Here is a 13771-nt window from a genome sequence, read left to right on the forward strand (position 1 = left end):
GCCGTCTCGACGAACCGGACCGGTTCCGTTGTGCCGTTGTCCAACCGGCCGCCCGATCGGGACCGCCGACGGTTCCGGGACCGTCACCCGATCTCCAGCGGGCCGGAGACCCGAAGCGCCCGGTCCAGCCTGAGCACCAGGGCCCTGGCCAGGGAGGGCTCCACGGCGTCCGCCCACTCCCCCGCCGCCCGCAGGAAACCTCTCAGGTCCTCGTGGACCGCGTGCAGGAGCGCGGGAAAAAGCGCGGCGGGAAACTCGACGAAGTCGTCGGCGGCGACGTTCTCGCCGCAGCCGCCGTCGCACCACACGCGCAGCCGTTCGCCCCGGCGCTCCAGCCAGGGCGAGGGGGCGAACCCCATCCACACCTCCTCCCCGGTCAGCGCCTTCGACCAGTCGCGCCAGAACTCGAGGTCGCAGGATTCGCCGGGAACCACCGTCCTGCCGGTACCCGGGTCGCTCACCTCGATCCCGCCCGGCAGCATCAAAGACTCCCGCTCCAGCACGGCCCCGATCGCGGCGGCGGCCACCCGGTCCCCCCGCGACCTGGAGAGGAAACCGTGGGCGGCCCCGTCTGCCAGCGAGGCGAGGACCGCGCCGATCTCGCCCGGGGTCAGGCGACCGGACAGCGCGACCCCGGTCCGGTCGCGGGCCTCGGCCACCGGCCACGCGCGGAAGCCGTCGATCCGGCGGATCTCCAGCACCGGCGCCAGCCGTACCGTCACACGCCCTCCCCCGCCCGGCCCGAATCATAGACGTTTCGGGTCCTCCCGCAGGGGGAGGCCGGCCGGACGGACCGCGGCGGCGCCTTGGCGTCGTCTCAGCGCTTCAGCGCCTCGGGAAGCCTCTCCAGCAGCCCCTTGAGGTCGTTCGCGTGGTCCTCCTCCTGGGCGAGCAGGTCCTCGAAGACCCGCCTGGTGGTCACGTCGTGGTCGCCCAGCCACTGGACGATCTCGGTGTAGGAGGCGATGGCCACCCGCTCCGCGACCAGATCCTCCTTGATCATCTCAACCAGGTCGAGGCTGGCGTCGTACTCGGCGTGCGAGCGGGCCGTCAGCGTGTCGGGGTTGAAATCGGGCGCGCCACCGAGCTGCACGATGCGCCGGGCGAGCCGGTCGGCGTGTTCCTGCTCGTCGGCCGCGTGCTCGAGGAACTCCGCCGCCACGGGCTCGGCGTAGATTCCGGTGGCGGTGTAGTAGTGGCGTTTGTACCGGAGCACGCACACCAGCTCGGTCGCCAACGCCTCGTTGCACACCTGGACCACGCGCTGGAGGTCGGCGCCGTAGGCGGAGGTGATCGGTCCCTTGTCGATCTCCTGCCGCGCCCTGGCTCGGATCTCCTTGATGTCGGTCAGAAATTCAGCCATGTCTCTCCCCCTACCCCGGTTCTCGTACACGACAGCCCTCTGCTCCCCCAACGAAGGGCCTTCGAACATGCGGCTTTCCGGCGGCCGACCGGGGCCTCGCCGTACGGCCGGGCAGGAGCGGGACGCCGGGGCCGGCGAAGTCACATAAAACCTATTATTTGAGTAGGTTTTACTGAGTAGTATCTCCCATAGCGGCCGTCCGGGAGGCGGGCGGCGATCCGGCTGAACGGACGGTGACCATGCGGGTCGTGTGGCTCAGAGAGTTCGGAGAACCAGGCGTGCTGGCCCCGGGCGAGGCTCCCAACCCCCGGCCCGGCGCGGGGCAGGTGCTGCTCGACGTGGCCGCGATCGGCGTCCTCTTCGTGGAGACGCAGATCAGGTCGGGTAACTCGCCGGTCCCGCTGCCCACGCTGCCCGTCGTTCCCGGCAACGGCGTCGCGGGAACCGTCGTCGAGGTGGGGCGGGACGCCGACCCTGCTCTCGCCGGACAGCGGTTCGTCACGGCGACCGGCGGATCGGGCGGCTACGCCGAACGGATCGCGGTCGACGCGGACGGCCTGATCCCGGTGCCGGAGGAACTCGGCCTGCCCGAGGCCGTGGCCCTGCTCGCCGACGGCTGCACCGCCCTGGCGGTCACCCGGGCCACCTCCCCCAAGGAGGGCGAGTGGGTGCTGGTCGAGGCGGCGGCGGGCGGTGTCGGAACCCTGCTCGTCCAGCTCGCCGTGAACGCGGGCGCGAAGGTCATCGCGGCGGCGAGCTCCGCCGCCAAACTGCGGCTGGCCGAGGAGCTGGGCGCACACGCGACCGTCGACTACTCCACCCCCGGCTGGGGCGAGCAGGTGCGCGCCATCGTGGGCGGCGCGGGCGTCCAGGTCGTGCTGGACGGCGTCGGCGGGACCGTCGGCCGCACCGCCTTCGAACTGACCGCCCCCGGCAGCCGATTCGCGATATTCGGGGCGGCGAGCGGCTCCTTCACCCCGGCGACGATCGCCGAGGTGTTCGAGCGGCGAATCACCCTGATCACCGGCCGCCAGTTGTTCACCTCCCCGGCCGACGTCCGGCTGCTGACCGTCGAGGCCCTCGCCCAGGCCGCCAAGGGGCTGATCCGGCCGGTCATCGGCCGGACCTTCCCGCTCGAGAGGGCGGCCGACGCGCACGCGGCCGTCGAGGGCCGCGCCGTACTCGGCAAGACCCTGCTCCTGCCCTGACCCGGTGGCCCCCTTGAGGCCGAGGGGCCCGCGGGCTCGGGCACGGACGGGCAGGCGGCATGCTGGGGGCCATGAGCTATCGCGTGTGTGTGGTGTGCCTGGGAAACATCTGCCGCTCCCCCATGGCCGAGGTCGTGCTGAGGAAGACCCTCGGCGACCACGGGCTCGGGGATCTCGTCTCGGTCGACAGCGCGGGCACCGGCGGCTGGCACCAGGGCCATCCGATGGACGAGCGAGCCTCGGCGACACTGGCCGAGCACGGCTACGACGGCTCGGCGCACCGGGCCAGGCGGTTTCTGCCCGCGTGGTTCGACGAGGTCGACCTGGTGCTGGCGATGGACACCGAGAACCTGCGGGCCCTGCGCCGCCTGGCCCCGGCGGGGGCCGACGTACGGCTGATGCGCTCGTTCGACCCGGCGGCACCGCAGGACGCCGAGGTGCCCGACCCCTTCTACGGTGATCGCGAGGACTTCGCCGAGGTCCTGGAGATGGTGAAGGCCGCCTCGGAGGGCCTGGCCAAACACCTGGCGGCCACGCTGCGCTGACCCCCGGTTTCCCGGTGCGGCCCGGCCGTCGCGGATGATCAGGGGTCCGCCGCGATGGCCGGGGGGTGGCCGTTCGCCCTAAAACCCTCTATACATATAGGGAAACCCTAAAATCTCCCCTGTCAAAGATCACCTCACCCGCAGGACGAACGCGACATCAGATCATATCTAATTTAGTATCGAATTTAAGATAGGAAAAGGCGGGTCGCATTGAGCGAGCAGGAAAAGGCCCCACACGACCCCGGTGTCTCCCGGCGCGGATTCGGCGGTCTCGCCGTCGGCGCGGGCGCGGTCGCCGTCGGCGGCCTTCTCCCCGGTACGGCCGAGGCGAGCACGCGGGCCGAGACGGACTTCTCCCCCCTCAACACCAGACCGGCACGGCGCCCGAACATCCTGTTCATCCTGGCCGACGACCTCGGCTGGGCGGATCTGTCCTGCTACGGGGCGACCGGCCGGCCCACTCCCCACCTGGACGAACTGGCACGTCAGGGCCTGCGTTTCACCGACGCCTACTCGGGGTCCGCGGTGTGCTCACCGACCCGCTTCAGCCTCTACACCGGCCGCTACCCGGGACGGCTGTCCGGTGGAAACGCCGAGCCCATCCTCGACGGCCGTAAGGACGGCATCCCCCCGGAGCACCCGACACTCGCCTCGCTGCTCGGCGGCGCGGGCTACGAGACCGCGATGTACGGCAAGTGGCACTGCGGCTTCCTGCCCGACTTCAGCCCGATCCGGAGCGGCTGGCAGGAGTTCTTCGGCAACTTCGCCGGGGGCGTCGACTACTTCTCCCACGTGAGCGTCGACTCCGGAAAGCCCGACCTGTACGAGGCCGAGGTGCCGGTGGAGAAGATCGGCTACTACACCGACCTGCTGACCGGCCGCGCCGTCGGCTTCATCGAGCGCCCGCACCGCAGGCCCTGGCTGCTGAACCTCAACTACACCACCCCGCACTGGCCCTGGGAGGGCCCCGGCGACAAGGCCGAGAGCGACCGGCTGAACGCCCGCGTCGCCGCCGGGGAGGCCCCGATCAACGTCTTCACCCACCGGGACGGCGGTTCCCTGAAGGTGTTCGCGGAGATGGTCACCAGCCTGGACCGCGGCGTCGGCTCCGTCCTCGAGGCACTGCGCCGCTCCGGCCAGGAACGCGACACGCTGGTCGTCTTCGCCTCCGACAACGGCGGCGAGCGCTTCTCCTACCTGTGGCCGTTCAACGGAGGCAAGGCCAACCTGTACGAGGGCGGGATCCGGGTGCCGCAGATCGTCCGCTGGCCGGGCGTCATCGGCCGGCGCCAGGTCACCGGCGTGCCGATGGTCACCTACGACTGGTTCCCCACCCTGCTGGAACTCGCGGGCGCCGCGCCCGACCCGGCCTATCCCACCGACGGTGTCTCCTTCGCCTCATACCTGCTGAACGGCGGAAACGTCCCCCGGCGCGATCTGTTCTGGCGGATGCGGGGACAGGGCGCGCTGCGCCGCGGCGACTACAAGTACCACTCGGTCCTCAACGGCGGAACCGCCGTCGAGTCGCTCTTCGACCTCGCCACCGACCAGCGGGAGATGTCCAACCTCGCCCGGCGCGAACCCGCCGTGTTCGCCGACCTGAAGGCCGCCTGGCAGAAGGTCGATGCCGGCCTGGTCCCCTACTCATAACAGGTCGGCTCTGATCCCCTACCCGTAACGGGTCGGCCGGAGTACGGCCCTGCCGGGCCGTACTCCGGCCGCCGCGCGGATCGGAAACGGGCGGCTCCCCACCCGTCCCCGCCGTACGGCCACCGGAAAGACAGCCCGCGTATAACGGCTTCCTCTCTGTAACCATCACAAGATGGGCAGGTGCGCGGCGCCGGACCGCGGGATCGGCTGGGATGGAAGGGTGCGCCTCCCACGATTACCCCGCCGGGCCGCCGATCCTCCCGTCCCCGCCCCGCCGGATCCCCCTCCGGCCGTAGCGGTTCCGGTCGCGGCGGTTCCGGTCGCGGCGACGGATCCGGTGGCACCACCGGCGCTGCGTACCCCCAGGGCGGCGGCCTGGTGGATCGTCCCGATCACGCTGCTGGTCGGCAGTGCGGCCTCCGCGACGGCCTGGTGGCTGCTTAGCGGCCTGCCTCCGTTGCCGAAAGCCGCCGAGGAGGCCGTCGCCCGCCAGGGCGCGATCCAGACCGCCCTCGCACTGGGCGCCGGCATCGGCGCGGCCATCACTCTCATGCTCGCCTTCCGCAGGCAGCGTCACCAGGAACACGCCGCCCACGTGACGGCCTACCTCACCGAGCGCGGCACCCGGCTGACCGAGCAGATCGCCGAACGCAACACCCGGCTGGCCGAGCAGGTCGCCGAGCACAACCGCCAGGACGCCGCCGAACGCCGGATCACCGACCTGTACACCAAGGCCGGCGAACAGCTCGGCCACGCCGGTGCCACCGTCCGCCTGACCGGGCTGTACGCGATGGAGCGCCTCGCCCAGGACAATCCCGACCACCGCCAGACCATCGTCAACGTCGTGTGCGCCTACCTTCGCATGCCCTACACCCCGCCCACCCCGCCGTCTCCGGCCGACCCTGCCAGGCGGCGAACCGACGCCCTGCGCGACGCCCACCGGCGCCACCGGTCCCTGCGCGCCCTCCGAGGGCGGGAGATCTCAGCCGCCTCACCCGCCCCCGCCGAGAACGGGCCACGGGGTGGCGACCCGGAGGGGGAACGGCAGGTACGGCTCACCGCCCAGCGAATCCTGGCCGAGCACCTGCGCGGCGACCACGCCTCCCGGCAGCGCGACACCGTTCTCGCCGGCTCCAGGTTCTGGGGAGGCATGCGCATCGACCTGACCGGCGCCACTCTCATCGATCTCGACTTCGCCGGCTGCCGGCTGACCGACGCCCGATTCGTCGGGGTGACCTTCGAGGGAGACGCCGACTTCGGTGACGCGACCTTCGAAGACGACGTCAGGTTCGAGAACGCGACCTTCAAAGGGGAGGCCAGGTTCAAGGACGCGAGGTTCAAGGGGGGCGCCGGTTTCGAGGATGCGAACTTCGAGAAAGAGGCCAGGTTCGAGGACACGACCTTCGAAAAGGACGCCGGGCTCGGCGGGGCGACATTCAAGGACGGCGCCTGGTTCAGCCGCGCGATCTTCGAAAAGGACGCCGGATATGACAGCGCGACCTTCAGGGGGAACGCCAGATTCGAGTACGCGACCTTCGGAAAGGACGCCAGGTACGGCGGCGCCACCTTCGAGAAGGACGCCGGATTCAGTCGCGCGACCTTCAAGGAGGTCGCCGGATTCGGTGACGCGGCCTTCGAAGGGGACGCCGGATTCAGCGGCGCGACCTTCGAGAAGGACGCCGGGTTCGACAGCGCGACCTTCGAAGGAGGCGCCGGGTTCGGCGGCGCGACCTTCGAAAAGGTCGCCTGGTTCAGCGAGACGACCTTCAAAGGGGAGGTCTGGTTCGGCGAAACGACCTTCAAGGAGGTCGCCAGGTTCACCAATGCGACCTTCGAAAAGGACACCGGATTCGAGGGCGCGGCGTTCAAGGGCGGTGCCGGATTCGGCGGTGCGGCCTTCGGGGGAACCGCCCGGTTCGAGGGCGCGATCTTCGAAGAGGACGCCTGGCTTCACAACGTCCGGGTGTCGCGGCCGGATATCGGGCATTCGTGGCCCGCGGGCTGGGCGACCGTCCGGCAACCGGACGGCTCCGGCCGGCTCCGGGGGTCCACCTCCGCCTCCCCCGACGGGAGACAGACCACCCTCCCGAGCCCGGAATCCCCGGGACTCGCGGCGGGAAGGGATACCGGGGTGGCCGGAGGGGGATGAACCATGGCACCGTCCATGTCGCTGCTCCCCTCGCGGCGCGCCGTTCGCCAAGGCGAGGTACCGCTATGAAGATCATCACCCATGAGTCGGACGACTCCGTCGCCGAGACGCTGACACGGCTGAAGAACCTGATCGCCGCCAAGGGGCTGACGCTCTTCACCGTCGTCGAGCACGACGTGGCCGCCGCCGAGGCCGGGCTGAGCATGCGGCCCACCAAGGTCGTGATCTTCGGCAATCCGGCGACGGGCACCCCGCTCATGATCGCCGTACCGCTGCTCGCCATCGACCTGCCCATGAAGATCCTCATCTGGCAGGACGAGTCGGGCCGGACCCGGGTCAGCCACCACGACGTCGCGGACCTCCAGAAGCAGCACGGCCTCACCGACGACCAGGCGGCGCCGCTGCGGGGCGTCGCGACCCTCGCCACCGAGATCATCGCCGCCTGACGGGCGTGTCACCGCGCCGCGCCGCCCGGCGCCGCGGCGGGTGAGGCGGGAGGTTCGAGGCCGGACGCCCGGTCGGCCGCCCTGGCCGCACTCACCGGCCCCGGTCAGGCCGGTGAGGTCACCGGGTGGCCGGGGCGCGGCCAGGGCTGCCCGGCGAGCCGTTCGATGTCGGTGTTGAAGCGTCGCAGACAGGCGGCGAAGACGGCGACCTCCTCGGGCGTCCAGCCGGCCAGGACCCTCTCCAGGCCGCGGATGTTCGCGGCGCGCTCGTCGGTGAGGCGGTGCTCGCCTTCCGGGGTGATGCGGAACTTGCGCGCGGCTCCCCCCTCGGGGTCGGGGATGCGTTCGACCAGCCCCGCGCGTGTCATGGCGGAGGTCTGCCGGTTGAGGGTGGAGGCGTCCAGGCCGAACGCCTCGCTGAGCTGCCCGATGGACATCGGGCCCTCCAGCTGGATGCGGCTCAGCAGGGTGTACGCGCTGCGGTCCAGGCGGCAGCCCTCGTGCCCGGCGCGTGGGAAGACGGGAGGGTGATGCCGCTCCAGCAGCATGGTCTCGTACTCGATCAGGTGTGTGGGCTTGTTCACGAGGATCCGTCCCTTCCGCTCCGCCCGCGTCTCTCCCGGCGTCCCGGACTCTTCCGTGCCGGTCCTCCCGGGAACGGACGGTGTGCCGTGCGGAGCGTGTGCGGGCCGTACGACCTGCGGATTCTCCGTTCGCCCGGGTGGACCGCGGGTCTCCGGCGGCGCGCTCGGCCTGCCGCCGTCCGCCCCGATCGCCGAGAACATGTGTAGGAAACATCCCGGTAACGGACCCGGCCGAGTCCTTGACCACCTCTTGAGAGGCTCTTAAGGTTCCCTCCATATTCTATAGAATCTAGAATCCAGAATATGGAGGAACCGGATGAGCACAACGGCGCGGGCAGCGATCGTCGTGGACGCCGCGGGAGCGGTGGAGATCCGGCCCTACGCCGTTCCGGACCCGGGGCCGGACGAGTTCGTCCTGAAGCTGGAACTGTGCGGCGTCTGCGGCACCGACGCGCACATCTACCAGGGACGTCTGGCCAGCATCACCTTCCCCGCGCTGCTGGGCCACGAGATCGTCGGCACGCTGGCGGCCCTGGGCGAGGGCGTGACCGCCGACCACGCGGGACGTCCCGTCGCCGTCGGTGACCGCGTCGGCGTCTTTCCCGCGCTGAGCTGCGGGCGCTGTTACCAGTGCCAGGTGCGCCGCCGTCCCGCCAACTGCCCGGACCGGCGGCCCTCCTACGGATTCAAGTCACCCGTGACGAACCCGCCGCACCTCACCGGCGGCTTCGCCGACCACCTGCACGCCGCCAACGCCGGCACGGTGTTCTACCGCACCGACCTGCCCGCCGAGGTGGCCGTCCTGCAGGAGCCGATGTCGGTGGCGCTGCACGGCGTCGAACGCGGCTCGGTCCGCGTCGGCTCGACCGTGGTCGTGCAGGGGGTCGGCGCGATCGGGCTGATGGCCGTGGTCGCGGCCCGCGCCGCCGGCGCGCACCGGATCGTCGCCGTGGGAGCGCCGGACGCGCGCCTGGAGCTCGCGGCCGCGCTCGGCGCCGACGCCACCGTGAGCATCCAGGAGCTGACCGACGTGACCGAACGGCGCGGCGCGGTGTTCGACGCCCTCGGCGCGCCCGGGGCCGACTGCGTGATCGGCGCCAGCGGTTCACCGCACGCCTTCATGGAGGCCATCGGCCTCGTCGCCGACGGCGGCGTGCTCGCCGAACTGGGCAACTTCACCGATCGGGGAACGGTTCCCTTCAACCCCTTCAGCGACCTGCTGAAGCGTGACATCACCATCGCCGGCGTCTACGGCGCCGGCCCCGACATGCTGCGCCGGTATCACCAGGCGCTGCTGATCCTGGAGCGCGGCGGCTGGCCGTACGACCGTGTGGTCAGCCACCGGATGCCTCTGGAGCGGGTGGGCGAGTCCCTCGTCGCTCTCGGTTCAGGCTCCCCTCTCGACGGGCGGGACATCGTCAAGCTCGCGATCGACCCCACCGCCTGAGCCCCCTCCCCCTTTTCCCCTTCTTCCTTGACCTTTTCCCTGAGAGGAGAACCTGCCATGCGCCGATTCCTCCGGCTTGGCGCGGTCGTCACCGTCACCGCGTTCGGTCTGACGCTGGCGGGCTGCGGCTCGTCGTCCACCGAGGCCCCCGCCGCCGACGGCGGCGGTCTCGGCACGGCCGAGAGCCCCGTCTCGATCCGAGTCATCGCCAACGACGCGTTCGCCAAACAGTGGCAGGACCAGCTGGTCCCCGAGTTCACCAAGAAGTATCCGAACATCAAGGTCACCGTGGACGGCGTGCCGTACAACGACCAGCTCGCCAAGTCGATGCTGGAGCTGACCAGCCCGACCGCGACCTACGACGTGGTCCTCGGCGACGACCCGTGGTTCCCGCAGCTGGCCAAGACCGGCGGGCTGGTCGACCTCAAGACCGACCTGGCGAAGTTCGCCGACGCGAACTACGCCTGGGACGACTTCAACCCCTCCCCGCTCGCCGCCGGCGAGTGGGACGGCCACCAGTACGGCGTGCCGGTCCGCTCCAACCTGCTGCTGATGTTCTACAACCGGTCGCTGTACAAGAAGGCCAAGGTCGCCGAGCCGACGCCGGAGACGACCTGGGAGCAGTACTTCGCCGACGCGCCCAAGCTGGTGCAGGACACCGACGGCGACGGCAAGACCGACGCCTGGGCGATCGGGACCTACTTCACGAAGGACCCGCTGACCCCGACGATCTGGCAGACCGTGCTCAACTCCAACGGCGGCAAACTGCTCGACGACGACCTCAAGGTGAGCTTCGACGACGAGGCCGGGGTCAAGGCGCTGCAGACCCAGGTCGACCTGCTGAAGTACGCCCCTCCGGGTGCGAGCACCTACCAGTTCAACGAGCCGCTGGAGGCGTTCCGCCAGGGCAAGGTCGCCACGATGTTCATGTGGGGCAGCGTCTACAAGGGCACCGCCATCGACAAGACGACGACCACCCTGTCGGAGGACCAGGTCGGGATCACCACCCTGCCCGCCGGAAGCGCCGGTCCCGGCGCGCACCGCGGCATCTGGTCGGCGGGTATCGCCAAGAAGTCGGCCCACCAGGCCGCCGCGTGGACGTTCCTGCAGTGGGTGACCTCCAAGGAGGGCGAGCAGTGGGTCGGCGCCAACCTCGGCACGTTCCCGGCGCGTAACTCCACGCTGCAGGGCACCCCGCCGGCCCCGTGGCTGAAGCCGGTCTACACGGCGATCAGCCAGGGCTACGAGGCGATCGCCAAGGGCCAGATGTGGCGGCCCAGGCTCCCCGAGTCCGACGCCGTCCAGCAGATCCTCGCCCTGCAGACCAGCCGGGCGATATCCGGGCAGGCCACCTCCAAGGACGCCGTCCACCAGGCGGCCGTCGACATCTCCGCCCTGCTGAAGTCCAAGGGCTACCCGCGGTGAGTGCGCTTCGCACCCGATCATCCCGGGCGGGGGCGGCCTCCGCCCCCGCCCGGGGGACGGGCGGTTCCCCCCGGCCACGCCGCATCCGGCTGGGCGAGCCGGGGACCGCGTGGATCTTCATGACCCCGGCGCTGGTGCTGCTGGCGGGCATGCTGCTGTACCCGATCGTCTACACGCTCTGGGTGAGCTTCTCCGACTTCGACCTGGCGACCTTCCAGCCGGCCGGCTGGGTCGGCTGGCACAACTACCAGGTCGTGCTCGCCGATCCGGGGTTCCTGCAGTCGCTCAAGGTCACCGCCGTCTACCTGGTGATCGCGCTGCCGCTGCAGATGGTCCTGGGCTTCGGCCTGGCCTTCCTGCTCAACGTGGAGTGGCGCGGGCGCGGGCTGCTGCGGGCGCTGTTCCTCATCCCGATGGTGGTCGCGCCGGTGGTCGCCGGAGGCGTCTGGCGGATGCTGCTCGACCCGCTGTGGGGCGTGGTCAACTACACCCTCGGCCTGGTGGGAATCGGCCCGGTCGAGTGGATCGGCGACCCGACACTCGCCATGGTCAGCCTCATCCTCATCGACACCTGGCGCTGGACCCCGTTCGTGGTCCTCATCGCCTCGGCGGGCATCATGGCGCTGCCGTCCGACGTCTACGAGGCGGCCCGTTCCGACGGCGCCGGCCGCCTGCAGATCCTTCGGCACGTCACGATCCCCCTGCTGGTGCCGGTGGTCGCCGCGGCCTTCATCGTCCGCTGGCTGGGCGCGGTCAAGATGTTCGACATCGCGCTGGCCGCGACCAAGGGCGGTCCCGGGCAGGCCACCGACGTGGTCAACCTCTACATCTACGAGAAGGGATTCCGCGGCCTCGAGTTCGGCTCGGCGTCCTCGATGGCGACCCTCGTCCTGCTGATCACCATGATCATCACCTACTTCCTGTTCCGCCTCAGCCGTCGTCTGGAGAACCGATGGTGAGCACCGGCCGTCTGGGCCGCGCCGCGGCGATCGGCGGCGCCGTCCTGGCCACCCTCGTCTTCCTCTTCCCCGTCATCTACATGGTCGGCATCTCCTTCAAGCTGCCGCGCGACATCTTCACCGTGCCGCCGCGCTGGTTCAGCGAGCTGACCTTCGACAACTACACCAGCTACTTCAACCAGGCGCGGATCCTGCCGCGCATGCTGAACACGGTGATCGTGGCGGGCGGATCGGCGATCATCTCGATGGTCGCGGGCGCCATGGCCGGATACGCGCTGTCCCGGATGCGGATGCGCGGCGCCGGGGTCGTCGCCGGGCTCATCCTGGCCTCCCGCGCGGTGCCGCCGATCGCGCTGGTCGTGCCCATGTTCCTGGTGGCGCGCAGGCTCGGCCTGACCGACCAGTACATCACCGTGATCCTCGCCTACGTGACCTTCCTGGTGCCGTACGTGGTGTGGCTGATGCGGGCCTTCTTCCGCAGCCTGCCGCCGGAACTGGAGGAGGCCGCCATGATCGACGGCTGCAGCCGGTTCGGCGCCTTCTTCCGGATCATCGTGCCCTGCAGCCTGCCCGGCCTGATCTCCACGATGATCTACTGCATCATCCTGGCCTGGGAGGAGCTGCTGTTCGCGCTGATCCTCACCAACGACAAGGCCGTCACGATCCCGGTGGCCATCGCGGGCATCGCGGCCGACACCGAGCACGGCGGACTGTGGGGCCCGCTGGCGGCCGTCGGCGTGCTGACCGTGCTGCCCGTGGTGATCTTCGCGCTCGCCGTACAGAAATACCTCGTCAAGGGCCTCGCGGACGGAGCGACCAAGGGATGAGAATCCGAGATGTCCGGGCACGCCTCATCGAGCTGCCCTACCCCCGCCCGTTCGTCCCCTCGTGGGCTCCCGAGGGCGCCCACCGCAGCATGTCCGCCGTGATCGTCGAGGTCGAGACCGACGAGGGCGTGGTCGGCGTCGCGGGCGGCGACATGGGGCACTCGACCGGGCCGCTGCTGCTGGAGACCATCAGGGGATGGATCCGGCCGAGGCTGGTCGGGATGGACCTGTTCGCCACCGGGCACATCGCCAACCACCTGCGCTACGTGGCCGAGTACGTCTTCCCCCGCCCCTGGGTGGTCGGCGTGGCCGTGTGGGACGCCGTCGGCAAGGCCTGCGGGCGCCCGCTGTACCAGCTGTGGGGCGGGCACTCGCGCGCGGTCCGCGCCTACGCCAGCTTCGGCGAGGTGCGCTCGCCCGAGCAGCGGGCCGAGGACGCGCTGCGCGTGGTCGAGGAGGGCTTCACCGGCCTGAAGCTGCGCGTGCACGCCGACACGATCGCCGAGGACGTCGCCCAGGTGGCGGCGGTCCGCGAGGCCGTCGGGCCCGACGTCGCCATCATGGTCGACGCCAACCAGGCGGCGGCGCGCTGGCGCTACCGTCCCGACGGCACCCGCATGCTGTGGGACTTCGACCGGGCCCTGACGACCGCCAGGGAGCTGGCCGACCTCGGCGTCGCGTGGCTGGAGGAGCCGCTCCCCCGTCACGACTACCGCGCGCTGCGCGAGCTCACCGCGCTCTCGCCGATCCCGATCGCAGGCGGCGAGCACAACCGGGGCATCGGCCAGCTGGTGCGGATGCTGGAGGACGACTGCTTCACCATCTACCAGCCCGACGCCAACGAGAGCGAGGAGATCGCGGCGCTGCGCGACTTCGGTGCCATGGCCGCGGCCAGGCACCGCCGGGTCATCCCGCACGCCTGGGCGACCGGGCTCGGCGTGGCGGGCAACCTGCAGCTGTGTGCCGCGCTTTCCAACTGTGACTGGCTGGAATACCCGTACGATCCCCCAGTGATCATTCCCGAGGTCTTCCACGTCATGCTCACCAAGCCGCTCCTCCCCGACTCCACCGGGTTCGTCACCGTTCCCGACCTCCCCGGTCTGGGTGTAGAGCTGGACCACGCGGCGATCGAGCCGCTGACCGTCCACCGGGTCTAAAGGGGTCTCGA

At 70.5% G+C, this 13771-nt stretch carries 13 protein-coding genes; 10 read left to right on the top strand and 3 right to left on the bottom strand.

Annotation, left to right across the window (positions count from 1 at the left end; translation table 11 throughout):
* Nucleotides 1-83: 83 nt before the first annotated feature.
* Both AB0N02_RS40830 and AB0N02_RS40835 read right to left on the bottom strand, forming a co-directional pair.
* Nucleotides 84-722, bottom strand: coding sequence for a hypothetical protein (locus tag AB0N02_RS40830; RefSeq protein WP_363958669.1), 639 nt, complete (start codon nt 720-722; stop codon nt 84-86).
* A gap of 95 nt (nt 723-817) precedes the next feature.
* Nucleotides 818-1363, bottom strand: coding sequence for a ferritin-like domain-containing protein (locus AB0N02_RS40835; protein WP_363958672.1), 546 nt, complete (start codon nt 1361-1363; stop codon nt 818-820).
* Nucleotides 1364-1602: 239 nt separating this feature from the next.
* Between AB0N02_RS40835 and AB0N02_RS40840 the strand changes: the two genes are divergently transcribed.
* From AB0N02_RS40840 to AB0N02_RS40860, 5 genes are all read left to right on the top strand, one after another.
* Nucleotides 1603-2571 carry a zinc-binding dehydrogenase gene (locus AB0N02_RS40840; RefSeq protein ID WP_363958675.1) on the top strand — a complete coding sequence of 323 codons (969 nt, stop codon included), beginning with the start codon at nt 1603-1605 and terminating at the stop codon, nt 2569-2571.
* A gap of 71 nt (nt 2572-2642) precedes the next feature.
* Nucleotides 2643-3116, top strand: coding sequence for a low molecular weight protein-tyrosine-phosphatase (locus tag AB0N02_RS40845; RefSeq protein WP_363958678.1), 474 nt, complete (start codon nt 2643-2645; stop codon nt 3114-3116).
* A gap of 210 nt (nt 3117-3326) precedes the next feature.
* Nucleotides 3327-4766: a sulfatase-like hydrolase/transferase gene (locus AB0N02_RS40850; protein WP_363958679.1), complete on the top strand. Its 1440-nt coding sequence runs from the start codon at nt 3327-3329 to the stop codon at nt 4764-4766.
* A 337-nt stretch (nt 4767-5103) separates the two neighbouring features.
* A complete protein-coding gene (locus AB0N02_RS40855; protein WP_363958682.1) occupies nt 5104-6915 on the top strand; it encodes a pentapeptide repeat-containing protein in 1812 nt (603 codons plus the stop codon).
* A gap of 65 nt (nt 6916-6980) precedes the next feature.
* Nucleotides 6981-7361 (top strand): DUF302 domain-containing protein, encoded by a 381-nt coding sequence (locus AB0N02_RS40860; protein ID WP_363958684.1) that lies wholly within the window; start codon nt 6981-6983, stop codon nt 7359-7361.
* A gap of 104 nt (nt 7362-7465) precedes the next feature.
* Here the strand turns inward: AB0N02_RS40860 and AB0N02_RS40865 are convergent, their stop codons facing one another.
* Entirely contained in the window at nt 7466-7945 is a 480-nt protein-coding gene (locus AB0N02_RS40865) for a MarR family transcriptional regulator (protein WP_363958687.1), read from the bottom strand.
* Nucleotides 7946-8261: 316 nt separating this feature from the next.
* Here AB0N02_RS40865 and AB0N02_RS40870 point away from each other — a divergent pair, with 316 nt between their 5' ends.
* From AB0N02_RS40870 to AB0N02_RS40890, 5 genes are read left to right on the top strand one after another with little or no spacing between them, the layout of a single operon-like run.
* A complete protein-coding gene (locus AB0N02_RS40870) occupies nt 8262-9392 on the top strand; it encodes an alcohol dehydrogenase catalytic domain-containing protein (protein WP_363958690.1) in 1131 nt (376 codons plus the stop codon).
* Nucleotides 9393-9449: 57 nt separating this feature from the next.
* The gene (locus AB0N02_RS40875) at nt 9450-10817 is read left to right on the top strand and encodes a sugar ABC transporter substrate-binding protein (RefSeq protein ID WP_363958692.1); all 1368 of its coding nucleotides are present in this window, start codon (nt 9450-9452) and stop codon (nt 10815-10817) included.
* Complete coding sequence (locus tag AB0N02_RS40880) at nt 10814-11776, top strand: sugar ABC transporter permease (protein WP_363958695.1); 963 nt, start codon at nt 10814-10816, stop codon at nt 11774-11776. The genes AB0N02_RS40875 and AB0N02_RS40880 overlap by 4 nt, the downstream gene beginning before the upstream one ends.
* Nucleotides 11770-12603, top strand: coding sequence for a carbohydrate ABC transporter permease (locus tag AB0N02_RS40885; protein ID WP_363958698.1), 834 nt, complete (start codon nt 11770-11772; stop codon nt 12601-12603). Before AB0N02_RS40880 ends, AB0N02_RS40885 begins: the two co-directional genes overlap by 7 nt.
* The gene (locus AB0N02_RS40890) at nt 12600-13760 is read left to right on the top strand and encodes a mandelate racemase/muconate lactonizing enzyme family protein (protein ID WP_363958700.1); all 1161 of its coding nucleotides are present in this window, start codon (nt 12600-12602) and stop codon (nt 13758-13760) included. Before AB0N02_RS40885 ends, AB0N02_RS40890 begins: the two co-directional genes overlap by 4 nt.
* Nucleotides 13761-13771: the final 11 nt, after the last annotated feature.

The sequence above is a fragment of the Streptosporangium sp. NPDC051022 genome (assembly GCF_040683035.1).
Lineage (GTDB): Bacteria > Actinomycetota > Actinomycetes > Streptosporangiales > Streptosporangiaceae > Streptosporangium.